A 21654-nucleotide genomic window follows, 5' to 3' on the forward strand; every position below is an offset into this window, starting at 1 on the left:
TGTAAAAAAGAGATGGTCCTCTGCTGCTGACTGCATTAAGAACATCCAGAGTATAAGGAGAAAAAAACATGAACGACATCATTAAAAACATCGAAGCTGCTCAGATGAAAGCAGAAGTTCCGCAGTTCAATGTGGGAGATACCGTAAGAGTACACGGTAAGATCAAAGAGGGTAACCGCGAGAGAATCCAGATTTTTGAAGGCGTTGTGCTGAAAAAACAGGGCGGAAGCAATCGTGAGACCTTTACAGTGAGAAAGAATTCCAACGGAATCGGCGTTGAGAAAACGTGGCCGCTGCATTCCCCTAATGTGGAAAGAGTGGAAGTGATCAGACGCGGTAAAGTAAGACGTGCAAAACTGAACTACTTAAGACAGCGTGTCGGTAAAGCAGCTAAGGTAAAAGAATTAGTAAAATAATAATGTTTTTTAGAAGACAGGGACACATACTTATGTATATGTCCCTGTTTCTGAATGAATAAGAGGATGCTGCCATGAAGAAAAAAGAAAGTAAGGGACCGGAGTTTTCCAAGGACAGCAAAATGCGTCCGCTGCTTATATGGGCATTTGAGATCGCGGTGGTTCTGGTATTGGCTGCAGTGGTGTCCATTTTCTTCTGCCAGACCATTGTCATGCAGGAGGGCGGTATGGAACCTACCCTGGCTACCGGGGATAAGGTGCTGATCAATAAAGTGTCGTATAAGCTGGGAGACCCTGAGAGAGGCGATATCATTGCCTTTAAGAAGGACGCCAAGGAACATTCCAGTATGCATATCAAGCGGATCATCGGTCTGCCGGGGGAAACTGTGCAGATAAAGGACGGACTGATTCTGATCAACGGGGAAACTTATATGGAAAAGAAGGATTTTCCGAAAATCAGCAATCCGGGACTGGCAGAGACTCAGGTCACACTGGGAAAAAATGAATATTTCGTTCTTGGCGATAACCGGAATAACAGCGAGGACAGCCGTTTTGCAGAGGTGGAAAATGTGAAGCAGAAATATATTGTAGGCAAAATCTGGCTGCGCGTTTCCCCGTTTGGAAAATTCGGTCTTATCAAGAGCTGACAGACAGAGAGGAACAAATATGAATTATCAATGGTATCCTGGACACATGACGAAAGCAAAGCGCATGATGCAGGAGAATATAAAGCTGATAGATCTGATCATTGAGGTGGTGGATGCCAGAATCCCTGTTTCCAGCAGGAATCCTGATATTGATGAGCTGGGAAAAAATAAAGTCCGGCTGATCCTGCTGAACAAATCCGATTTGGCGGATGAGAGACAGAATGAAAAATGGACCCAGTATTTTATGGATCAGGGGTTCTGTGTGGTCAAAGCCAATTCCAAAAGCGGAGCAGGCATCCGTCAGGTGCTCCCTGTTATCATGGAGGCCTGTAAGGAAAAAATCGAGAGAGACAGACGAAGAGGCATTAAAAACCGCCCCATAAGGGCCATGGTTGTGGGAATCCCCAATGTGGGAAAATCCACGTTTATCAATTCCTTTGCGGGAAAAGCCTGTACAAAAACAGGAAACAAGCCGGGTGTGACTAAGGGAAAACAGTGGATCCGCATAAACAAAAATGTGGAGCTTCTTGACACACCGGGAATCCTCTGGCCAAAATTTGAGGATCAGAGTGTGGGGGCTAAGCTTGCTATGGTGGGCTCTATCAAGGATGAGATCCTGAATCTGGAGGAGCTTTCCCTGGAACTGCTGGGATATCTCCAGAAGTATTATGAAGGTATTTTGAAGGAGCGCTATGAAGTGGAAGAGTCGGTTGACCGTTTGAAAATGCTGGAGGCAATTGCGGTAAACAGAAACTGCCTGCAGAAGGGCAGTGAACTTGACTATGGCAAGGCATCCAATATTCTGCTGGAGGAGTTTAGAAACGGCAAGATTGGCAGGATCACGCTGGAACAAGTCTGAAACACGCGGGATCATTACAGTTTGACAAAGGATGAGACAAAAGATGAAAAGTATTCAGGAAATCCGCGCAGAATTTCAGGCTGCGGCGATGACAGAGCTGGATGCTCTGTGCGCAGTCTATATAGAAGATGAGCGGAAAGGTGTACAGGCCCTGATCGGGAAGGCGAAGAAGTACCAGGAAAGGCTGGAAGCGGAGCGGGCACGTACTGAGAAGATGAAGGTTTATGAGTATCAGTATGAGCATCTGGGCTATGTCTGCGGTATTGACGAGGCCGGAAGGGGGCCTCTTGCGGGACCTGTGACTGCCGGTGCTGTTATTCTTCCCAAGGACTGCGGACTCCTTTATCTCAATGATTCCAAACAGCTTTCAGAGAAAAGACGCGGGGAATTATATGATGTGATCATGGAAAATGCGGTCAGTGTGGGTGTTGGGTTTGCCAGCCCTGCCAGAATTGATGAGATCAATATTCTGCAGGCGACCTATGAAGCCATGCGGGAGGCAGTGTCCAAACTCACGGTCCGCCCCCAGATTTTGTTAAATGACGCAGTGACCATCCCGGGTATGGAGATTCCCCAGGTTCCTATTATAAAGGGGGATGCAAAAAGTATTTCCATTGCCGCTGCCAGTATCATTGCAAAAGTGACCAGGGACAGGCTTATGAGAGAGTACGACAAAATAATGCCCGAATACGGATTTGCCTCCCATAAGGGATATGGGGCGGCTTCCCATATAGAGGCCATAAGGAAATACGGGCCGTCTCCCATTCACCGGGCCACTTTTATCAGGAATTTTATTGCATGAGGATATAAGGGTATGAGAAAATCCACAAGAGAGACAGGAACGCTGTATGAAGAGAGCGCTGCACTGTATTTGGAGCGGCATGGATACCGGATCCTGGAGAAAAATTTCCGTTGTCAGAGAGGGGAGATTGATTTGATTGCCATGGACGGGGAATACCTCTGTTTTGTTGAGGTGAAATTTAGAGAGAGCTCTGACTGCGGTGGTCCGTTTCTTGCAGTGGATAACAAAAAACAGCGCCGGATATGTCAGACGGCGCTGTTTTATCTTATGAGAAGAGGATTATCAGAGGAAACACCCTGCAGATTTGATGTGGTGGGGATCACACCAGATGACACTGCGCTTATTAAGGATGCGTTTCCTTACCATACATAGAAGGGAGAGCAAGACATGAAAAACAGCATAGGCGGTACTATGGAAATTAATTGGAAGGCCGGCATAGATGAGCACATGAATGTCCACAAAACAAACGGCGTTTGGTACCTGACATACCCTGTTTTTGAGGAAATTCCGGAAATTGTACATGGATTTTCCACCAGGCTTGGGGGAGTGAGCAGGGGGGACTGTACATCCATGAACCTGAGCTTTGCCAGAGGCGACCGTGAGGAAGATGTCAGGGAGAATTACAGAAGGCTTGCTGCTGCTGTGGGATTTTCCCCGGAGCAGATCGTCTGCTCTGACCAGACCCATACCACCAATGTGCGTGTGGTCACAGAGGCGGACAGGGGAAAAGGAATTTCCATCCCCAGGGATTACACAGATGTGGACGGACTTGTAACGAATGTTCCGGGTCTGGTGCTTGCCACCTTTTATGCGGATTGTGTCCCGTTATATTTTGTGGACCCTGAAAAGCGCGTCATTGGTTTATCACACTCCGGTTGGAAGGGAACTGTGGGCAGGATAGGAAAAGTGACGGCGGAGACAATGCAGAGGGAATATGGGTGCAGGCCGGAGGATATCCTGGCTGCCATAGGCCCTTCTATCTGCCAGGAATGCTATGAGGTCAGCAGGGATGTGGCAGAGCAGTTTCAAGAGGCATTTCCGGTTTCGGAACACGGGAAGATCCTGAAGGAGAAAGGCCATGGCAAATATCTTTTAAACCTTTGGGCAGCAAATGCGCTGATTTTCCGGGAGGCAGGTATCCTTCCCGCTCATATCTCTTATCCGGGAATCTGTACCTGCTGTAATCCCCGGTTTTTATTTTCCCACAGGGCCAGTAAAGGAAAAAGGGGAAATCTGGGAGCATTCCTCGGATTGCGCGAAATCAATTGACTTAATGCATAAATTTTAGGGTTGTTTTTTTGTGAATATTACATAGTTGTTACAAAATATGTAAAAAAGCTTTGCATTTAGTAATCTGTGTGTTATAATTAGGTTCGTAATGAAAAAAGGAGCTTAGAATATGAGAAATAAAAAATGTACAAGCTTATTTTTGACATTCCTGATTGCGAGTCTTACCATAACTCCGGTATACGCGTCTGCAACCCAGAAAAAGATTACAGAAGCGGAACAGCAGAAAACTGAGACACAAAGTAATTTGAACGCCTCACAGGATAAGATCAGCTCTCTGGAAGCCAAAAAAGGTGATCTGGAGGGATACCTTACGGAGTTGAACCGGCAGCTTACGGACCTGAGTAAGAACCTCTCAGATCTACAGGAAAAGTCAGATGCTAAGCAGGCAGAGTTACAACAGATCGAAGAGGAACTGAATGATGCGAAAGCCCGCAGGGAAGAGCAGTATGAGAGCATGAAGCTTCGTATTCAGTACATGTATGAGAATGGCAATGATTCCTACATGACTATGCTGACAGAAGCAAAGGACTTTACAGACTTCCTGAACAAGGCAGAGAACATTATGCAGCTCACAAAGTACGACCGGAAGATGCTGAACCTCTACAAGGAGACACAGCAGGAAATTGAAAATAAAGAAGCCGGTGCGAAAAAAGAGCAGGAAGCGCTTGAAGAACTGAAGCAGGAAAGTATGGACAAGCAGGCGGAGGTATCCGACCTGGTCAGAAATACATCCAAGCAGATTGATACATACAGCTCACAGATTGACAGTGAGCAGAGCGCAGCAAAAGAGCTGCTGGAGAAAGTAAATTCCCAGGAAGCCGTGATAGACAGCCTGATGAAACAGCAGAAGGATGAGGAAGCGGCAGCAGCGCTTGCAGCGCAGAAAGCCCAGGAGGAAGCAGCAAGAAAGGCAGAGCAGGAAGCCGCAGAACAGCAGGCTGCACAGCAGAATGCCTCAGAGGGATCCTCCCGGGATTATGACGACGTACAGGAAGAGATTCCTTCCAATACGGAAGCTTCACAGGAAAGCACAGAGCAGGAAGATACATCCTCAGACGATTCCCAGGGAAAATACCTGGGCAGATTCAGACTGACAGGTTATTGTAACTGTGCTCTCTGCCACGGACAGGGATACACAGCCAGCGGTACGGTTCCCCAGGCGGGAAGGACCGTGGCTATGAACGGTATTCCATTTGGAACAAAGCTTCTGATCAACGGAGGCGTCTATGTTGTGGAAGACAGAGGTGTACCTTACGGCAATGTGGATATCTACCATGATACACATGACCAGGCACTTTCCTTTGGTGTGGGATATGCGGAAGTATACCAGTTGAATTAATTAAAATCTCCGTACAGGCGTTTAAAATCGCTTTGTACGGAGATTTTTTATTGCAGGAGAAAAGTTCCCTAAGTTCCCTGGAAAAGGTTAAAAAAGCTGTACAAAACCGTTTGACGGGCATTGTACAGCTTTGAGTTTTGTGCTTTTTGGGCAGAATACCAAACTTTCGGAGATTGGTTTCTATTATTTTATGTTTAGGAAAAACGGTTCAGCAGCTTATTGATCTTCTTTGTTGTAGAGCGAACCTTTTCTACGGACAGGTCATGGTTCAGAATGTCCATAATGCTTGCCAGATATTTACTCATATCAGCTTCCAGATAGTAAGGACGGTTCAGCAGATCCGGATTCCTGTAATTCAGGTTGGTGGTGATGACACGGTAAATATACTCTTTTTCAAAGTAGTCATCAAATTTTTCCAGACCGTCGGTGAAAAGTCCGAAGGTGGTGCAGACAATGACGCGCCTTGCTTTCCTGTCCTTTAACTGTTTCGCCACATCCAGCATGCTTTCCCCCGAGGAGATCATGTCATCAATGACGATCACGTCTTTTCCTTCCACGGAATCACCTAAAAATTCATGGGCCACGATGGGGTTCCTGCCGTTAATAACGGTAGAGTAGTCCCGGCGTTTGTAGAACATACCCATATCCACACCCAGAATATTGGAGAAGTACACCGCGCGCTGCATGGCGCCCTCATCCGGGCTGATGATCATCAGGTGCTCGTTGTCGATCTTAAAGTCGTCAATGGAAGCACACAGTGTCTTCAGGAATTGATAGGTGGGCATAAAGTTATCAAATCCGGAGAGGGGAATCGAGTTCTGTACCCGGGGATCGTGGGCGTCAAAGGTGATGATATTGGATACACCCATCTGTACCAGTTCCTGCAGAGCCAGAGCACAGTCCAGGGATTCCCTCTTGCTTCTCTTGTGCTGACGGCTTTCGTAGAGGAATGGCATGATAACGTTGATCCTGTGCGCTTTCCCTGTAGCAGTGGCGATAATACGCTTTAAATCCTGGTAGTGGTCATCCGGGGACATGTGGTTCACATGCCCGCTGACTTTATAAGTCAGGCTGTGATTGCACACATCCACCATAATAAAGAGGTCCGTGCCGCGCACGGATTCATTGATGATGCCCTTCGCTTCACCTGAGCCAAAGCGCGGACACTTGCAGTCAAGTAAAAAAGTATCTGCTGTATAACCGCGGAAATTAAGTCCGGACTGATTGTGAGAATCTAATTCCTTTCTGAATTGTACCAGATGGGAATCCACCTGCTGGGCCAGCCTGCCACAGCTGTCCAGGGCTGCTATTTTAATAGGAGCCACCGGAATGGACTTCTCCAGTAAACTGATATTGACCATAATGACCTCCGTTAGAGTTTTTTTGACATATAATTACACATTAAGTTATAACATCCGAAAGTGAGCAGCGTCAAGGAAATTATTGCTTTTTTTATGCTTTATTGGTATGATAATAAATAGCGGGCATAAAATGATCCGTTTAGAAATGAGGAGAAATTGTGAAAAAATGCAGACATATCATCCGGGAAGTGGAAGCCGGAAGCATTGCCGAGGAGCTGGAACTGGCTTGTGGGGATGAACTTCTGTCGATCAACGGACAGGAGATTGAGGATGTCTTTGACTATCACTACCTGGTGAATGATGAGTATATAGAGGTTCTTGTGCGGAAAGCTGACGGCGAGGAATGGGAGCTGGAGGTGGAAAAGGAGTACGAGGAGGACCTGGGGATCGTATTTGAGAGCAGTCTCATGGATGACTACCGTTCCTGCAGCAATAAATGCGTCTTCTGTTTTATTGACCAAATGCCTCCGGGTATGAGGGAAACCCTCTATTTTAAAGATGATGATACCCGTTTGTCATTTCTACAGGGAAACTATGTAACGCTCACAAATATGAGTGACCATGATATTGACAGGATTATCCATTATCATCTGGGACCCATTAATATTTCTTTCCATACAACCAATCCAGAGCTTCGCTGCCAAATGCTCCACAACCGTTTTGCCGGGGATATTTTCCCAAAGGTACAGAGGCTGTATGAGGCTGGAATTGAGATGAACGGGCAGATCGTACTGTGTAAAGGTCTGAATGACGGCAAAGAGCTAGAGAGAAGCATTGAGGAGCTGGCAGGCTATCTGCCTCATTTGAAAAGCGTCTCTGTGGTGCCGGTAGGATTAAGCAAATACAGGGATGGCCTGTATCCTTTGGAGCCATTTGGTAAAGAAGAGGCACAAAATGTCATTTCCCTGATTGAAACATGGCAGAAACGGTTATATGAAGAATATGGCTTACATTTTATACACGCAAGTGATGAGTGGTATCTGACTGCCGAAAGAGAACTGCCCCCTGAAGAAAATTATGACGGCTACCTGCAGCTTGATAATGGTGTGGGAATGCTGCGGCTGCTGGAGAGTGAAGTGCAGGAGGCCATGAAAAATCTTTCCGGGGACGAAAGAAAGCTGGAGGTATCTTTTGCAACCGGTCAACTGGCATATCCCTTTATCCGCAGATACGCGGACCAGGTGGAAAAGTGCTATCCCCATGTTAAGATCCATGGCTACTGTGTGGAGAACCGTTTCTTTGGGGAGAAGATCACGGTGTCAGGGCTTTTGACCGGACAGGATATCATGGAACAGCTTCAGGGCAGGCCTCTCGGGGAATACCTGCTGCTGCCCTGCAATCTGCTCAGAAGCGGTGAGAATGTGTTTCTCGATGATGTGACCGTAGAGCAGGTGGAAAAACAGTTAAATACTCCCGTTAAAATAGTGGAAGAGGACGGCGCCTCTCTGGTGTCGGCACTTCTGGAAAAAGAGGCGGGAAGAGCACATAGAAGGAGACAGATGTATGAGCAAACCGATCGTAGCAATTGTTGGACGACCTAATGTGGGAAAATCCACACTTTTTAACGCCCTGGCAGGAGAGAAGATCTCCATTGTAAAGGATACGCCGGGCGTGACCAGGGACCGTATATATGCGGATGTGAACTGGCTGGATAAATCCTTTACCCTGATAGATACCGGCGGTATCGAACCGGACAGCAAGGACATTATCCTTTCACAGATGCGGGAGCAGGCACAGATCGCCATTGATACCGCGGATGTGATCATTTTTATCACCGATGTGCGCCAAGGGCTGGTGGATTCGGATGCCAAGGTGGCAGATATGCTCAGAAGAAGCGGCAAACCCGTGGTTTTGGTGGTAAATAAAGTGGACAACTTTGACAAATTTATTATGGATACCTACGAATTTTACAATCTGGGTATCGGAGAGCCGGTGCCTATCTCCTCTACAGGAAAGCTGGGCATTGGTGATATGCTGGAAAAAGTGGTGGAGTATTTTGATGAGGATGCAGTGGACGGCGATGAGGAAGAGATTCCCAAAATCGCGGTGGTGGGAAAACCAAATGTAGGAAAATCCTCTCTGATCAACAAGATGATCGGAGAATCCCGTGTCATTGTATCCGACATTGCGGGAACCACAAGGGATGCCATTGATACCAGGGTGGAATGGAAGGACAGAGAATACATTTTCATTGACACGGCAGGACTGAGAAGAAAGAGCAAAATTAAAGAGGAGCTGGAACGGTACAGTATTATCCGTACCGTGACGGCTGTGGAGCGGGCGGATGTGGTTGTTATGATGATTGATGCCACAGAGGGCGTGACTGAGCAGGACGCCAAGATCGCGGGCATTGCCCACGAGAGGGGCAAGGGAGTCATCATTGCCGTGAATAAGTGGGATGCCATCGAGAAAAACGATAAAACGATTTACAAGTTCACAGATAAAGTAAGGGAAGTGTTGTCCTACATGCCCTATGCGGAGATCATTTTCATATCCGCTGAGACAGGACAGAGAATCCCCAAGTTGTTTGAGACCATTGATATGGTGCTTGAAAATCAGACACTGAGAGTCCAGACAGGTGTGCTCAATGAAATCATGACAGAAGCTGTGGCTATGCAGCAGCCACCCTCTGACAAGGGAAAACGCCTGAAATTGTTTTATATTACACAGGTGGCGGTCAAGCCTCCTACCTTCGTTATTTTTGTCAATGACAAAGAGCTGATGCATTTCTCCTACACCAGATACCTGGAGAATAAAATCAGAGATACCTTTGGATTTAAGGGAACATCCCTGAAATTCATCATAAGGGAACGCAAAGAAAAGGAGTAGGATGACAAATGCTGGTACGAATTGTGAGTCTGCTGATTGGTTATGCGTTTGGTCTGTTCCAGACCTCTTATATTTACGGAAGAAAAAACGGAATTGATATCCGGGAACACGGAAGCGGGAATGCGGGGACAACGAATGCGCTCCGCACCCTGGGCAAGAAGGCAGGAGCTGTTACTCTTTTGGGGGACTGTCTGAAATGTGCCCTGGCGATCCTGGCGGTCTATCTGCTTTTCGGCAGCAGCCACCCCCAATTGGTTCGGCTGCTGGAGCTGTATGCCGGCGCAGGATGTATACTGGGACATAACTTTCCCTTCTATCTGCGCTTTAAGGGTGGGAAGGGGATTGCAGCTTCTGTCGGGCTGGTGGCGGCTTTTGACTGGCGGTTGTTTCTGATCTGTGCGGTTGTGTTTTTTACGGCATTTTTCCTGAGCCACTATGTGTCTCTGGGGTCTCTGCTGGCATATTTCTTTTTCGCTGTGGGGGTGATCGTATCAGGACAGATAGGCAGGTATGATGTGGACCCGGGAGTGCTCCACGAGATGTACATACTGGCACTGCTTTTGATGGCGCTGGCTTTCTGGCGGCACAGACAGAACATTGTACGTCTGATCCGCGGTAATGAGAATAAGATTTTTCTGGGGAAACATTAAGTGATTATTTTATGGAGGATAGCATGGCAAAAGTAAGTGTGATTGGAGCAGGAAGCTGGGGAACCGCCCTGTCCATGCTGCTTTGCGGCAACGGACATGACACGGTTTTGTGGTCTCACAGGGAGGAACAGGCAGAGGAACTGCGAAGGACAAGGGAGCATAAGACAAAGCTGCCCGGTGTCAGGCTGCCGGAGGAGATTTGTATAACCAGCAGTCTCAAAGAGGCGCTGGAGGGGAAAGATGTGATCGTCCTGGCCGTGCCCTCCGTGGCAGTCCGGGCTACCGCAAGAAAGATGAACCCTTTTATCCGCTACGGACAGCTTATTGTGAATGTAGCAAAGGGGATTGAGGAGCATACCCTCACCACCCTTACGGATATGATAGAGGAGGAAATCCCCAATTCACAGGCATGTGTTCTCTCAGGACCAAGCCACGCGGAGGAGGTGAGCAGGAATCTGCCCACAACCTGCGTGGTGGGGGCAAAGCGGAAAGAGACTGCGGAATATCTGCAGAATATTTTTATGAGCCCTGCGTTCCGCGTGTATATCAGCCCGGATATGCTGGGTATTGAATTGGGGGGAGCTCTGAAAAATGTCATTGCTCTGGCTGCGGGAACCGCGGATGGTCTGGGATACGGGGATAATACAAAAGCAGCGCTGATCACCCGAGGAATGGCAGAGATCGCAAGACTGGGAATTGCCATGGGAGCGCGCCCGGATACCTTTTACGGACTTTCCGGGATCGGCGATCTGATCGTTACCTGCGCCAGTGTTCACAGCCGGAACCGCAAGGCCGGATTTCTCATGGGGCAGGGGCGTTCCATGGAGGAAGCAATGGATGAGGTGAATATGGTGGTGGAAGGTGTCTTCTCCGCAAAGGCGGGAAGGGAGCTTGCAGAGAAATACAAAGTGGAAATGCCTATCATAGAACAAGTGAACCGGGTGCTTTTCGAAGGCAGGACTCCGGCGGAAGCAGTATCTGACCTGATGGTGAGAGACAAGAAAATTGAATCCTGGGACGGCAGTTGGAAATGAGGGCGCAGTATGCCCTCATTTCCTTTCTAAAGAATTCTTTAGAGAACGTTAAGAAAAGTTTTCGGATTTCCAAATTGACAATTTAAGATTTGTGATGTATGGTTGTACTAATGATGTAGTACAATCGAAAATTGCACTGCATTTGGAAGATGCAGGGGAGGATGTGTGTATGGAAAACAATACAGAAATGAAAAGAGAAGAAACAGTGCAGAATCTGATACAGCTCTCCGGAATCTGCAAAATATACAATCCGGGTGAAAATGAAGTGCGTGCGCTGGATCATGTGGACCTGCAGATTGATGAGGGGGAATTTGTGGCGATCATCGGGCAGTCCGGTTCGGGCAAATCCACACTCATGAATATGCTGGGCTGCCTGGATGTGCCCTCACAAGGGTCTTACTGCCTTCACGGACAGGATGTCTCTCACCTGAGAGATAACCAGCTGTCAGAAATCCGCAACAGGGAGATTGGATTTATCTTTCAGGGGTTTAATCTGATCGCCAATCTGAATGCGCTGGAGAATGTTGAGCTTCCTCTTATTTACAGAGGTCTTGGCAGACAGAAGAGAAGACAGCTTTCCCAGGAGGCCCTTAAAATGGTAGGGTTGGAGAACCGTATGGACCACAAGCCTTCTGAGATGTCCGGTGGACAGCAGCAGAGAGTTGCCATAGCAAGGGCCATAGCGGCCAGGCCGCCGGTGATTCTGGCAGATGAGCCCACGGGTAATCTGGATTCTGCATCCAGCAAGGAAATCCTGCAGATTTTAAAAGAGCTGCACAATGAGGGCAGAACAGTGATCCTGATCACCCACGATGACGGCATTGCCGCACAGGCACGCCGTATCATCCGTATTATGGATGGAAAAATTGAGTCAGACAGATTAAATGAGCATTATGAGGAAGGAGCACATCATGTTGAGAAAGAATAAGGAAAATCTTCCCGACACTGTGAAAGCAGGAAAGAAAAAGATAAAAGTGCCGCTGATCATCGGCGGCGTTGTGGTGGCGATCATTGTTGTCAGCTTTGCAGCGTCCAAACTGACACCCAAGGCACTGCCCCAGGTACCGGTAAGCGCTGTGACAAAAGAGGACCTGACAGCAAATGTGGATACCAGCGGAACGGTGGAAAGTCTTAAGACAAAGACCTATTTTTCTCCGGTCAATGCCACCATATCCCAGTATCCTCTGAAAGTGGGGGAAGTGGTGAAGCCGGGAGACTCCCTGGTTGCGTTTGATGTATCCACACTGGAGCAGGATAACCAGAAGGCACAGTTAAATGTGAGTGCCACGGTCAACGGTTCAAAGGACAGTGTGGCAAAAGCGGCGGAGACACAGCAGAAAGCCAATGAAGCTGCCGGAAAAGTCCCCACACTCCAGGCCAATGTGGACAGCTATCAGGAATACGTGGCGTCTTTGAAGACTGCCATAGCGGACAGGACAAGAGAGCTGACCGACTGGGCAAAACAGGAAACCACAGATGCCAGCGTTGCCCTGACCCAGGCTCAGGCGGATTTGACAAAGCTGCAGCAGGAGCTTGAAGGTCAGAAAGCGGAACAGCAGCAGTTAAATGCCCAGGCCGAGGAACTGAAGGCGGCGATTGCAGAGGCAAAGAAAAATAATCAGGATACTGCTGATCTGGAAAGACAATGGAAGGATTTAAATGCTCAGGCGGAAAATATGGATCCGGCCATTGATGACCTGAACTCACAGATGAATGATAAGAGTGATGAGGTGACTCAGCTCCAGATCAACCAGATTGAGAACCAGTCTGCCCAAGATCCCACAAGCGACGCACAGATCGTGGAGTGGCAGAATGAACTGGAGAGTGCTGCCACAGAACTTTCGGAGATGCAGTCAGAGCTTGCGGAGCAGAAAAGCCTGGCTAACAGTGCGGATGGAGCGAAGGTTACAGAGGCAGCCAAAGCCCAGATGCAGGCTACCAACAACATTGCTGAGCTGGAAGCGGCGTCCCTGGAAGAACTTTTGGAAAAAGGAAAACAGGGCCTGCAGGCAGAGTTTTCCGGTATTGTATCCAAGGCCGACGCCTCACAGGGTTCTGCAGCCTCACAGGGCATGGAGCTGATCACTATTGCCAGCAACGAAGAGGTGGCAGTGAACGTGACCGTGTCAAAATATGATTATGACAAGCTGAAAGAAGGCCAGAAGGCATCTATCACCATAGCGGACCATACATACAAGGGAACTGTCTCACGCATCAGTAAAATGGCAACCACCAACGAAAAAGGCGCACCGGTTATCTGGGCAGAAGTTAAGATTGATAACCCGGATGACAACATATTCCTGGGTGTGGAGGCAAAGGTTTCCATTGAGACAGGCAGTGCAAAAGGCGTTGTAAGCGTTCCTGTCAACGCTGTGAATACAGGAAAAGACAGTACCTTCTGTTATGTAGTAAAGGATGGCGTGATCGCCAGACAGGATGTTGAGACCGGAATCTCATCCTCCGAGTACACAGAGATCAAAAGCGGCCTGAAGCTGGGTGATTCCGTGATCGCTGAGCTTCCGGACGGATTAGCGGAGGGCATGAAAGTGGAAGAGGCGGCTGCGGGCAGCACATCCGGTGCGCAGACTGCAGATGCGGTAAAGGAGTAGCCTATGGCACAGTTAGCAGAATACTTGAAAATGGCCCTGCAGAATATCAGGGCAAATAAAGGCCGCTCCCTTCTCACCATGCTGGGTATTATTATAGGTATTTCCTCTGTGATTACCATTATGTCTGTCGGTTCCGGGTTCCAGGGGGAGATGAACCGGCAGCTGAATTCCATTGCAGGAGGGCAGATTTGTATTTATTCCAATGAAGAGGGAATCAAACGGGAAGAATACATGAATGCGGAGGATTTTGCGGCTATTGAGCAGGAAATCCCGGGAGTTACCGGAACTTCACCCATATTTTCCGATACAGGGACTACCCAGTCCTCAAAAGGCCAGTTTGATCTGTCTGTCACCGGAGGAGGTACCGCACAGCAGGAAATTTCCAAATGGAAAGTGCTGAGCGGACGATACTTTAACCAGAGTGATATTGATACAGGGAATAAAGTCTGTGTGATCAGCAAAAAAGATGCCATTTCCCTTTTTGGCACAGATGATGTTCTGGGAATGAGCCTGGAATTCAGTCTCTATCAAAATACTTCGGACTTTACCATTATTGGCATTGTAGAGCAGGAGAATATGGGCAATATGGTATCCATGGCTTATGGAGATGTCAAGAGGATATCTGCAGATATTCCCTACACGGCAATGGAGAACTTCGGCTATGATACTTCGGAGACCAGTTATCTGTATATTACTACAGACGGCAGCGCAGACACTGGTGATGTGGCGAATAAAGCCATTGCGCTATTAAATCAGCGCCACTACAGCCAGGGAAAGACATATTTTGATATGGAAGACTTCAATGACCAGATGCAGCAGATCAACTCCATGCTGAATATGATCACGGGATTCATTGCCCTGGTAGCCGGAATATCCCTGCTGGTAGGCGGCATCGGTGTCATGAATATTATGCTGGTGTCCGTCACAGAGAGAACAAGAGAGATTGGTATCAGAAAATCCCTGGGAGCCAGAACCTCCTCTGTCATGGTGCAGTTTCTTGCTGAATCCGCCATTATCGCCTGTATTGGCGGTGTGATTGGAATCATTATCGGTGTGCTGCTGGCGTATGCTGTCTGCTCCATACCTACCCTGGGGTTTGCACCTGGGATCAAGGCGTCCACAATTCTTATTGCGACCCTGTTTTCTTCGGGAATCGGCATTCTGTTCGGTGTATATCCGGCCAGAAAAGCTGCCAGACTCAGCCCTATTGAAGCGCTCAGGAGAAATTAAGAAAAGAACAAAGCGATTAGGAATAAAAAGTACCGCACTGAGCAAGAAATGATATGCCCCTTGTCTACTTGACAAGGGGCATATCATATCAAAATACTCCTGCGATACTTTTTATTGTTTGGGGAGAATGCCCAATATGTATGACTGATCCAAAGAGTCAGTCCTTATAGTACGGAATCATATCCTCGGGGATACTGGCAGTGCGCTGGTGTGCGTCCATAGCAGTAATGGCCTCCATCTCTTCCTGCGTCAGGGAAAAATCGAAGATTGCTGCATTTTCCAGGATACGTTCTTTGTGCACGGATTTGGGAATCACAGAGATTCCCTGCTGTATGGCCCAGCGAAGGCCGATTTGGGCGGTGGTCTTCTGGTATTTTCTCCCAATCGCCAGAAGCAGCTGGCTGTGTAGATATGCGCCCCGTGCAAGGGGAGCATAAGCCTGTACCGCAATTTTGTTGTCTCTGCAGTAAGACAGAAGTTCCGGCTGGTTGAACAAGGGATGGAATTCCACCTGATTGACAGCAGGTATCACATCAGATACATTTTTTAACATTTCCAGGTCGTGAACGTGAAAATTTGATACGCCGATGGATTTTACCCGCCCCTGGGCCTGTAGTTTTTCCAGAGCCTTCCAGGTGTCTGTGTAACATCCGGGTACCGGCCAGTGGATCAGATATAAATCCACATAATCCAGTCCCAGGCGCTCCAGGCTTCTGTTGAAGGTATCCTCCACATCGCCGATTCTCTGTGCCGTGTTCCATATTTTCGTTGTTACGAATAATTCCTCTCTTGGTATGGTAAGTGCCTTGATCCCGCGTCCCACACCGTCTTCGTTTTTATAAACAGAAGCAGTGTCAATGAGTCGATAGCCGGCATCTGCAGCATCTGCGATCGCCTGTTCCACTTCGTTCTCGCCGACGGCTTTGTAGACGCCTAAACCCAGCAGCGGCATCTGGCGGCCATCGTTCAGAATGACTTTTTCATTGAAAGACATAACAGCCCCTCCTTTAACTATAACCTTAAACACTTAGACAGTTTACCATAGAAATGTGAAATATTTACTCCGAATTTATTAACTTTTTAATAAATCCATGCTACTATTATAAGAAGTGCAAGCTAAAATCCAACGAAATGACAAAATATGGCAATGGAGGATATAGAATGAAATTTTTTCATATGGCGGACCTGCATCTGGGGAGAAAGCTTTTAGGAGAGCCGCTGTGGAAAGAACAGCAAGATTTACTCAGCCAGGTGCTAAGGATGGCGGATGAGGAGAAACCCGGGGCCGTTCTTCTCTGCGGTGATATTTATGATAAGTCTATTCCCTCCCAGGAGGCGGTGGGCCTGTTGGACTGGTTCCTGGAAGAAATGTCCGTCCGTGGAATACAGGTATTTTTGATCAGCGGCAACCATGACGGAGCCCAGAGGCTTCAGTTTGCCAGCGGGATTTTGAAAAAAGAGGGGATCCATATTGCGGGTACTTTTAAAGGCCGCGCAGAGCACATCATGCTGACAGACCAATTCGGTCCGCTGCATGTGTGGATGCTGCCATTTTTGCGGCCCGGCATGCTGCGCCCTTTTGCGGAAGAAATTCCGGAAACTTATGAGGAGGCCGTGAAAACCGCACTGCCGGGTGCGAAGCTTCACAAGGAAGAGCGGAATGTGCTGCTGGCACATCAGTTTGTGACAGCCGGCGGGGAGAGGCCGGAGATATCGGATTCAGAACAGCATTCTCTGGGAGGCATGGACCAGGTGGATGCTTCGGTTTTTGAAGCGTTTGACTATGTGGCGCTTGGACATATCCACAGACCCCAGAAAATCGGGGATGTAAAGATACGGTATGCAGGTTCTCCCCTGAAATATTCTTTTTCTGAATGGAAACAGACAAAATCCGTGACTGTGGCAGAGCTAGGGGACAAAGGAACGCTGTCTGTGAGGAAACTTCCCCTTAAACCTAAAACAGGGATGGCGGTCTTAAAAGACACCATGGAAGCGCTGGTTTCAGATAAATATGAAAAATACAGAGAGGGATATTACCTGTCGGTTGTGGTGACCGATGAGGAAATTCTGGAGCATCCCATGGAGCGGCTTAGAAAAATATTTCCCGGTATGCTGGAATTTGCCGTCGAAAACCGCCGGAGCAGGTCAGGGGGCATTTCGGGCAGCGCCAAGCTTACGTGTCTGAAAAAAACGCCTCGGGATTTGTTTGGGGAGTTTTATGAGAAACAAAATGGGATTCCCATGTCAGATGCGGAACAGGAACTGCTTCAAGACATCATAGAAAGCATGGAAGAGGTGGGATCATGAGACCGGTAGAACTGGAGATGGAGGCTTTTGGGCCTTATGCAGACAATACACTCATCTTTTTTGAAAAGTGTGAAAAGGCGGGTTTGTTTTTGGTCTGCGGAGACACAGGAGCAGGCAAGACCACCATTTTTGACGGCATTACTTTTGCCCTGTATGATGCCGCCAGCACGGAAGTCAGGAAGCCGGAAAATCTTCACAGTGACTATGTGGAGAAAAAAGCTATGAGCAAGGTGCGTCTGCTTTTTACCCACAAAGGAGAAGTGTATCAGGTTACCAGGACGTTTAACTTAAACAGGAAACATGAAGCACTTTTGGAGTGTCCGGACAAAAGTGCGCTGACAGGAAGGAAGGCAGTGAACCAGAAGCTGCAGGATATTCTGGGGCTTGACTACCGTCAGTTCAAACAGGTTTCCATGATCGCCCAGGGGGAATTTATGAATCTTCTTCTGGCAAAAAGCGACATGCGGAGCGAAATTTTCAGGAAAGTTTTCGACACGGAATTCTATAAGCTGATTTCCGACCGGCTGAAAAACATGAGTATCAAGGAGCGGGAGGAGGAGAAGCTAAGGGAGGAGCGCCGCAGGCAGGTTCTGGAATCCTGGGATGCGCTGCATCCTGACTGTCCTCTGGCCGACAGGGACAGAGAGGAGATTTTTGAGATCCTGGACAGCCGCATCCACCAGTCACGGGAAAGGGAGAAAAGCGGCAGAAAAGAAGAACAGCGCCTGGAGAAGGAAAAGGACAGGGCGCTTAAAAATCTGGAGCGTATCCAAAAGAACAACGGGGAACTCAAAACACTGTATGCCCTCAGGAAGGAACTGGAGGGGACAAAACTGCGCGCCGGTGAGGTCAGGGAGCTGGAGAAGCGGATCTCGGAGGGAAAAAGGGCAAATATTTATATAAAGCCCCTGGCAGATGACTGCACAGAGAAAAAGAATTTGCTTGCTGACGAAGAAGCCCATGCAGGAGAGATAAAAAAAGAGATCAGAGAACTGGAACAGGAGAAGAAAGCTCTGCTTGTCCAAATGGCAGCAGCCAAAAGGGAAGAAAAGCTTGGGGCAGAGATACAGGAATTGACAGAACGCCTTCTGGTTTATGAAAAATGGCAGCGGGAGGCAGAGGTACTCCTGGAACTGGAAACGCAGAAGGAAAAGCTGCTTGAGTCTGCGGAAAACCAGATCACGGTACAGAAAGAACAGGGAATCGCCTATGAGAGTTACAGGGAAGAATTCTTCAGAAGCCAGGCCGGCCTGCTGGCCAGGAAACTGGAGGAAGGAAAGCCATGCCCGGTCTGCGGCTCCACAGTACATCCGGTAAAAGCTGCCTGCGGGAAAAAGGAGTTGAGTGAAGCCGTACTGAAGGAAATGGAGGATCAAAAGGAAAAAACTTCCGCAAAACTGCAGAAAACCCTTACAGCCCTGGCAGAGAACGGAAAGGAATGGCAGACCAGAATGGAACACCTGCGCAGGGAGGCGGCTCTTTCCGGCAAAAAAAGCGGAGCCGCTATGCGTAAAAAAACAGCTTCCCTGATCAAAGAGGCCGGCGGGCGTCTGGAGAAGAAGAAGGCAAAAAGCACTCCGGGAGTTCTCTGTGTGGAGACGATCAGAAAAAACCTGGAGGAGAATGCGCAGCGCCGGGCAGCAGCCGGGAGAGAGATCCAGATTTGTGAAAAACGGGTGACAGAGATTGCAAAGGATCAAAAAGCGGCGGAAGGGAAGCTGCTTCTGGAAGTGAAACAGCAGAAATTCAAAAGCAGGGCAAAAGCTATGGAGGCATGTCTGGACAGTGAAGAGATGGCCCGTATGGAAAAAGAGACGCAGGCTTATGAAGACCATGTGAGAGAACTTCAGATCAGGATCAGAAGCCTGGCTCCTTCTCTGCGTGGCAGGAAGCTGTGCCCGGAGGAGGACGTGCGGGAGCAGATCCAGAGGGCAGAGCAGCAGCTGAGGACTGTGCGGATGCAGCTTCGGGAGGAGTACAGCGCTCTTGACAGGACAAAAGAAGTGCGCAGGCAGCTGGAGGTATTGTTTGAGGAGAGCAGCAGGACGAAAAACCGCCGGCTGTCGCTTCAGAGTCTTTCGGATACGGCGTGCGGCACGCTGAAGGGTAAGCCTAAGATCTCCCTGGAGCGTTATGTACAGTCTGCCTATTTCCGTATGATCGCCCTTGAAGCCAACAGGCGGCTGGAGCGTATGTCCTCCGGCAGGTATGAGCTGCTTGTGCGGGAGGAAAAAGAAAACCTTCAGTCCAGGTCTGGCCTGGATCTGGATGTCTATGATTACCACACCGGAAAGGTCAGGGGCATCCGTTCCCTTTCGGGAGGGGAGAGCTTTCAGGCAGCTTTGAGCCTGGCCCTCGGAGTCTCCGGGGTCATCGGCCAGTTTGCAGGTGGGATCCGGGTGGAGACCGTATTTATCGACGAGGGGTTCGGCAGCCTGGATGAGCAGTCCCTGGAGTCTGCCGTGGAGACTTTGTCGGCCCTTTCCAGGGAAGACTGCCTGGTGGGCATCATTTCCCATGTTCCTGAGCTTAAGGAGCGTATAGAATGCAGGATCGAAGTGGAAAAAAACAGAGGTGGAAGCTCCGTGTTTTTTACCTCTTGAACCTCTAAAAAAACATAAGAATAACTTGATAAAAAACCGGAAAGCATGTATAATGAATTTATTGATAAATTATTGTCATTTACTGCGCCCAAACGGGGTAAAAGCAGTAGGGAAAGGATGGAAAAATGCATTTAATCAACGACGAAAATGGCAACATGGTTCCTCACGGACATGACCATGAGCATGACCATGGTCACAGCCATGAACACAGCCACGGCTGCAGCAGTTGTTCAGAGGGCGAATGTGGCGGGAATTGTACGGAGGAAGTGGCAGCACTTTTGAACTATATGCTTTCCCACAATGAGCATCACGCACAGGAGCTTGACCAGATGGCAGAGAATCTGTCAAAGCTTGGAATGGAAGATGCAGCCAAGACCATTAAAGAAGGCGTTGCTGATTTCCAGAAAGGAAATATGCGCCTGGGCCTGGCCCTGACACTGGTAAAAGAACATTTGAAGGAGGCGTAAGCTATGTGTCTTGCAACGGTACAGAGAAGCGATGACAACACAGTCATCTGCAGAAATGTAAGCAGAATCGACGTGGATGGCGAAAAGCTTATCATACGGGACATCATGGGCGAGGAGAGGACCATTATTGGCAAAATATTGATGGTAGACCTTGGAAACAGTCTTGTTAAGCTGGACTGCCAGTAAAGCAGCGGAAAAGTTGGAGGACTTTCTGCTGGATCAACAACGGTTTTAAGGCTTCGGCCTTAAAAATAAATTAACAAAGCGGAGGTAGTAACTATGAAATTATCTGAGGCAATGAGGAACAAAATGCTCGTTTCTTTTGAGCTGTTCCCGCCGAAGACAGACAAAGGAATGGAAAATCTTCCGGGAACCATCGAGCATCTTTGCAAGTACCGGCCGGAGTACATTTCCTGTACATATGGTGCGGGCGGAACCAATGTGGGTAAGAACATGGATGTGTGCAAAATGATCCAGAATGCCGGGACGATTCCGGTAACGCATTTTACATGTATCGGCAATACCGCAGAGGGGATCAAAGAGCAGCTTCAGAATTACCTGGACAACGGCGTAGATCATATGCTGGCGCTCCGCGGTGACCTTCCGTTTGGATGGACAGGGACCGGTGGGGATTTCGCTTACGCAACAGATCTGGTGGCTTATGTCCGCAAAGAATTCGGCGATAAGATCGAGATCGCTGTAGCAGGTTCTCCGGAAGGACATATCACTTGCCGCAGCCTGGAATCTGACATCGCTGTCCTGAAACAGAAACAGGATAACGGTGCTGACTACATCATGACTCAGCTTTGCTGGGATATGGAGCAGTTCAAACGCTGGCTGGATGCAATCCGCACTGCAGGCATCACAATGCCGGTTGATGTGGGCATCATGCCGATTCTGGATCAGGCTGCTACGATCAATATGGCACTTTCGCGTAATGGTTGTGTAATGCCGCGTAAACTTTGCGAGATCATATCCAAAAACTGGATTTTCCCGAACCCGTTCGACAAAGATCCGTTTGACGCCGCTGCTGATGAAAAGAAAGCAGCATTCAAAGAGGCTGGTATCGAATACACCATCAGTCAGATTGATGAATACCGCGCACTGGGCGTTAATGGTATCCATCTGTATGCTCTGAACAAATGGAAAGATGTATCTGAAATCATTGACAGATGCGGTCTTCGTACACTTGTTTAACACGTATTAAAATT

Annotated in this window: 21 protein-coding genes; 19 read left to right on the top strand and 2 right to left on the bottom strand. The window is 48.4% G+C overall.

Annotation, left to right across the window (positions count from 1 at the left end; genetic code table 11):
• Positions 1-68: 68 nt before the first annotated feature.
• From rplS to A4V09_RS05460, 7 genes are all read left to right on the top strand, one after another.
• Positions 69-416, top strand: coding sequence for a 50S ribosomal protein L19 (gene rplS, locus A4V09_RS05430; protein WP_065541444.1), 348 nt, complete (start codon positions 69-71; stop codon positions 414-416).
• Positions 417-490: 74 nt separating this feature from the next.
• Positions 491-1063 carry a signal peptidase I gene (gene lepB, locus A4V09_RS05435; protein WP_065541445.1) on the top strand — a complete coding sequence of 191 codons (573 nt, stop codon included), beginning with the start codon at positions 491-493 and terminating at the stop codon, positions 1061-1063.
• Positions 1064-1082: 19 nt separating this feature from the next.
• The gene (ylqF, locus tag A4V09_RS05440; protein WP_065541446.1) at positions 1083-1922 is read left to right on the top strand and encodes a ribosome biogenesis GTPase YlqF; all 840 of its coding nucleotides are present in this window, start codon (positions 1083-1085) and stop codon (positions 1920-1922) included.
• Between the two features lie 43 nt (positions 1923-1965).
• The gene (gene rnhB / locus A4V09_RS05445) at positions 1966-2724 is read left to right on the top strand and encodes a ribonuclease HII (RefSeq protein WP_065541447.1); all 759 of its coding nucleotides are present in this window, start codon (positions 1966-1968) and stop codon (positions 2722-2724) included.
• Positions 2725-2736: 12 nt separating this feature from the next.
• Positions 2737-3096: a YraN family protein gene (locus A4V09_RS05450; protein ID WP_065541448.1), complete on the top strand. Its 360-nt coding sequence runs from the start codon at positions 2737-2739 to the stop codon at positions 3094-3096.
• A gap of 15 nt (positions 3097-3111) precedes the next feature.
• Positions 3112-3993, top strand: a complete 882-nt coding sequence (pgeF, locus tag A4V09_RS05455) for a peptidoglycan editing factor PgeF (RefSeq protein ID WP_084043440.1) — start codon at positions 3112-3114, stop codon at positions 3991-3993.
• 130 nt (positions 3994-4123) lie between these two features.
• On the top strand, positions 4124-5353 hold the full coding sequence (locus A4V09_RS05460) for a PcsB-like coiled-coil domain-containing protein (protein WP_065541449.1): 1230 nt from the start codon (positions 4124-4126) through the stop codon (positions 5351-5353).
• Between the two features lie 194 nt (positions 5354-5547).
• Here A4V09_RS05460 and A4V09_RS05465 read toward each other — a convergent pair whose 3' ends face one another.
• The gene (locus A4V09_RS05465) at positions 5548-6714 is read right to left on the bottom strand and encodes a ribose-phosphate pyrophosphokinase (RefSeq protein ID WP_065541450.1); all 1167 of its coding nucleotides are present in this window, start codon (positions 6712-6714) and stop codon (positions 5548-5550) included.
• 158 nt (positions 6715-6872) lie between these two features.
• Here A4V09_RS05465 and A4V09_RS05470 point away from each other — a divergent pair, with 158 nt between their 5' ends.
• From A4V09_RS05470 to A4V09_RS05500, 7 genes are all read left to right on the top strand, one after another.
• Positions 6873-8255 (top strand): DUF512 domain-containing protein, encoded by a 1383-nt coding sequence (locus A4V09_RS05470; RefSeq protein ID WP_065541451.1) that lies wholly within the window; start codon positions 6873-6875, stop codon positions 8253-8255.
• The gene (gene der, locus A4V09_RS05475; RefSeq protein WP_065541452.1) at positions 8218-9543 is read left to right on the top strand and encodes a ribosome biogenesis GTPase Der; all 1326 of its coding nucleotides are present in this window, start codon (positions 8218-8220) and stop codon (positions 9541-9543) included. Before A4V09_RS05470 ends, der begins: the two co-directional genes overlap by 38 nt.
• Positions 9544-9551: 8 nt before the next feature.
• Entirely contained in the window at positions 9552-10193 is a 642-nt protein-coding gene (plsY, locus tag A4V09_RS05480) for a glycerol-3-phosphate 1-O-acyltransferase PlsY (protein WP_065541453.1), read from the top strand.
• Between the two features lie 23 nt (positions 10194-10216).
• Positions 10217-11227, top strand: coding sequence for an NAD(P)H-dependent glycerol-3-phosphate dehydrogenase (locus A4V09_RS05485; RefSeq protein WP_065541454.1), 1011 nt, complete (start codon positions 10217-10219; stop codon positions 11225-11227).
• A 187-nt stretch (positions 11228-11414) separates the two neighbouring features.
• Positions 11415-12155 carry an ABC transporter ATP-binding protein gene (locus tag A4V09_RS05490; RefSeq protein WP_369858121.1) on the top strand — a complete coding sequence of 247 codons (741 nt, stop codon included), beginning with the start codon at positions 11415-11417 and terminating at the stop codon, positions 12153-12155.
• Entirely contained in the window at positions 12139-13836 is a 1698-nt protein-coding gene (locus A4V09_RS05495) for an efflux RND transporter periplasmic adaptor subunit (RefSeq protein ID WP_065541455.1), read from the top strand. The genes A4V09_RS05490 and A4V09_RS05495 overlap by 17 nt, the downstream gene beginning before the upstream one ends.
• 3 nt (positions 13837-13839) lie before the next feature.
• Positions 13840-15066 carry an ABC transporter permease gene (locus A4V09_RS05500; RefSeq protein WP_065541456.1) on the top strand — a complete coding sequence of 409 codons (1227 nt, stop codon included), beginning with the start codon at positions 13840-13842 and terminating at the stop codon, positions 15064-15066.
• 157 nt (positions 15067-15223) lie between these two features.
• Here A4V09_RS05500 and A4V09_RS05505 read toward each other — a convergent pair whose 3' ends face one another.
• The gene (locus A4V09_RS05505) at positions 15224-16060 is read right to left on the bottom strand and encodes an aldo/keto reductase (protein ID WP_065541457.1); all 837 of its coding nucleotides are present in this window, start codon (positions 16058-16060) and stop codon (positions 15224-15226) included.
• Between the two features lie 167 nt (positions 16061-16227).
• On the opposite strand from A4V09_RS05505, the gene A4V09_RS05510 reads away from it, so the two are divergent.
• The 5 genes from A4V09_RS05510 (at position 16228) to A4V09_RS05530 (ending at position 21640) form a co-directional block, all read left to right on the top strand.
• A complete protein-coding gene (locus tag A4V09_RS05510) occupies positions 16228-17373 on the top strand; it encodes an exonuclease SbcCD subunit D (RefSeq protein ID WP_065541458.1) in 1146 nt (381 codons plus the stop codon).
• Entirely contained in the window at positions 17370-19976 is a 2607-nt protein-coding gene (locus A4V09_RS05515; RefSeq protein ID WP_065541459.1) for an AAA family ATPase, read from the top strand. The genes A4V09_RS05510 and A4V09_RS05515 overlap by 4 nt, the downstream gene beginning before the upstream one ends.
• A 125-nt stretch (positions 19977-20101) precedes the next feature.
• Positions 20102-20443, top strand: a complete 342-nt coding sequence (locus tag A4V09_RS05520; RefSeq protein WP_065541460.1) for a DUF8180 domain-containing protein — start codon at positions 20102-20104, stop codon at positions 20441-20443.
• Between the two features lie 3 nt (positions 20444-20446).
• Positions 20447-20629 (top strand): CooT family nickel-binding protein, encoded by a 183-nt coding sequence (locus A4V09_RS05525; RefSeq protein ID WP_065541461.1) that lies wholly within the window; start codon positions 20447-20449, stop codon positions 20627-20629.
• 93 nt (positions 20630-20722) lie between these two features.
• Positions 20723-21640, top strand: a complete 918-nt coding sequence (locus tag A4V09_RS05530) for a methylenetetrahydrofolate reductase (protein WP_065541462.1) — start codon at positions 20723-20725, stop codon at positions 21638-21640.
• Positions 21641-21654: the final 14 nt, after the last annotated feature.

Origin of the sequence: Blautia pseudococcoides (assembly GCF_001689125.2) — a bacterium.
GTDB classification, from domain to species: Bacteria; Bacillota; Clostridia; order Lachnospirales; family Lachnospiraceae; genus Blautia; species Blautia pseudococcoides.

What these genes read in the sequence shown, in the direction of transcription:
- der (WP_065541452.1), top strand. Translation starts at nt 8,218, where the DNA reads ATGAGCAAACCGATCGTAGCAATTGTTGGACGACCTAATGTGGGAAAA.
- A4V09_RS05515 (WP_065541459.1), top strand. Translation starts at nt 17,370, where the DNA reads ATGAGACCGGTAGAACTGGAGATGGAGGCTTTTGGGCCTTATGCAGAC.
- A4V09_RS05530 (WP_065541462.1), top strand. Translation starts at nt 20,723, where the DNA reads ATGAAATTATCTGAGGCAATGAGGAACAAAATGCTCGTTTCTTTTGAG.
- A4V09_RS05525 (WP_065541461.1), top strand. Translation starts at nt 20,447, where the DNA reads ATGTGTCTTGCAACGGTACAGAGAAGCGATGACAACACAGTCATCTGC.
- A4V09_RS05450 (WP_065541448.1), top strand. Translation starts at nt 2,737, where the DNA reads ATGAGAAAATCCACAAGAGAGACAGGAACGCTGTATGAAGAGAGCGCT.
- A4V09_RS05465 (WP_065541450.1), bottom strand. Translation starts at nt 6,714, where the DNA reads ATGGTCAATATCAGTTTACTGGAGAAGTCCATTCCGGTGGCTCCTATT.
- rplS (WP_065541444.1), top strand. Translation starts at nt 69, where the DNA reads ATGAACGACATCATTAAAAACATCGAAGCTGCTCAGATGAAAGCAGAA.
- A4V09_RS05505 (WP_065541457.1), bottom strand. Translation starts at nt 16,060, where the DNA reads ATGTCTTTCAATGAAAAAGTCATTCTGAACGATGGCCGCCAGATGCCG.
- A4V09_RS05460 (WP_065541449.1), top strand. Translation starts at nt 4,124, where the DNA reads ATGAGAAATAAAAAATGTACAAGCTTATTTTTGACATTCCTGATTGCG.
- lepB (WP_065541445.1), top strand. Translation starts at nt 491, where the DNA reads ATGAAGAAAAAAGAAAGTAAGGGACCGGAGTTTTCCAAGGACAGCAAA.
- A4V09_RS05510 (WP_065541458.1), top strand. Translation starts at nt 16,228, where the DNA reads ATGAAATTTTTTCATATGGCGGACCTGCATCTGGGGAGAAAGCTTTTA.
- A4V09_RS05490 (WP_369858121.1), top strand. Translation starts at nt 11,415, where the DNA reads ATGAAAAGAGAAGAAACAGTGCAGAATCTGATACAGCTCTCCGGAATC.
- A4V09_RS05495 (WP_065541455.1), top strand. Translation starts at nt 12,139, where the DNA reads ATGTTGAGAAAGAATAAGGAAAATCTTCCCGACACTGTGAAAGCAGGA.
- plsY (WP_065541453.1), top strand. Translation starts at nt 9,552, where the DNA reads ATGCTGGTACGAATTGTGAGTCTGCTGATTGGTTATGCGTTTGGTCTG.
- A4V09_RS05520 (WP_065541460.1), top strand. Translation starts at nt 20,102, where the DNA reads ATGCATTTAATCAACGACGAAAATGGCAACATGGTTCCTCACGGACAT.
- ylqF (WP_065541446.1), top strand. Translation starts at nt 1,083, where the DNA reads ATGAATTATCAATGGTATCCTGGACACATGACGAAAGCAAAGCGCATG.
- A4V09_RS05500 (WP_065541456.1), top strand. Translation starts at nt 13,840, where the DNA reads ATGGCACAGTTAGCAGAATACTTGAAAATGGCCCTGCAGAATATCAGG.
- pgeF (WP_084043440.1), top strand. Translation starts at nt 3,112, where the DNA reads ATGAAAAACAGCATAGGCGGTACTATGGAAATTAATTGGAAGGCCGGC.
- A4V09_RS05485 (WP_065541454.1), top strand. Translation starts at nt 10,217, where the DNA reads ATGGCAAAAGTAAGTGTGATTGGAGCAGGAAGCTGGGGAACCGCCCTG.
- rnhB (WP_065541447.1), top strand. Translation starts at nt 1,966, where the DNA reads ATGAAAAGTATTCAGGAAATCCGCGCAGAATTTCAGGCTGCGGCGATG.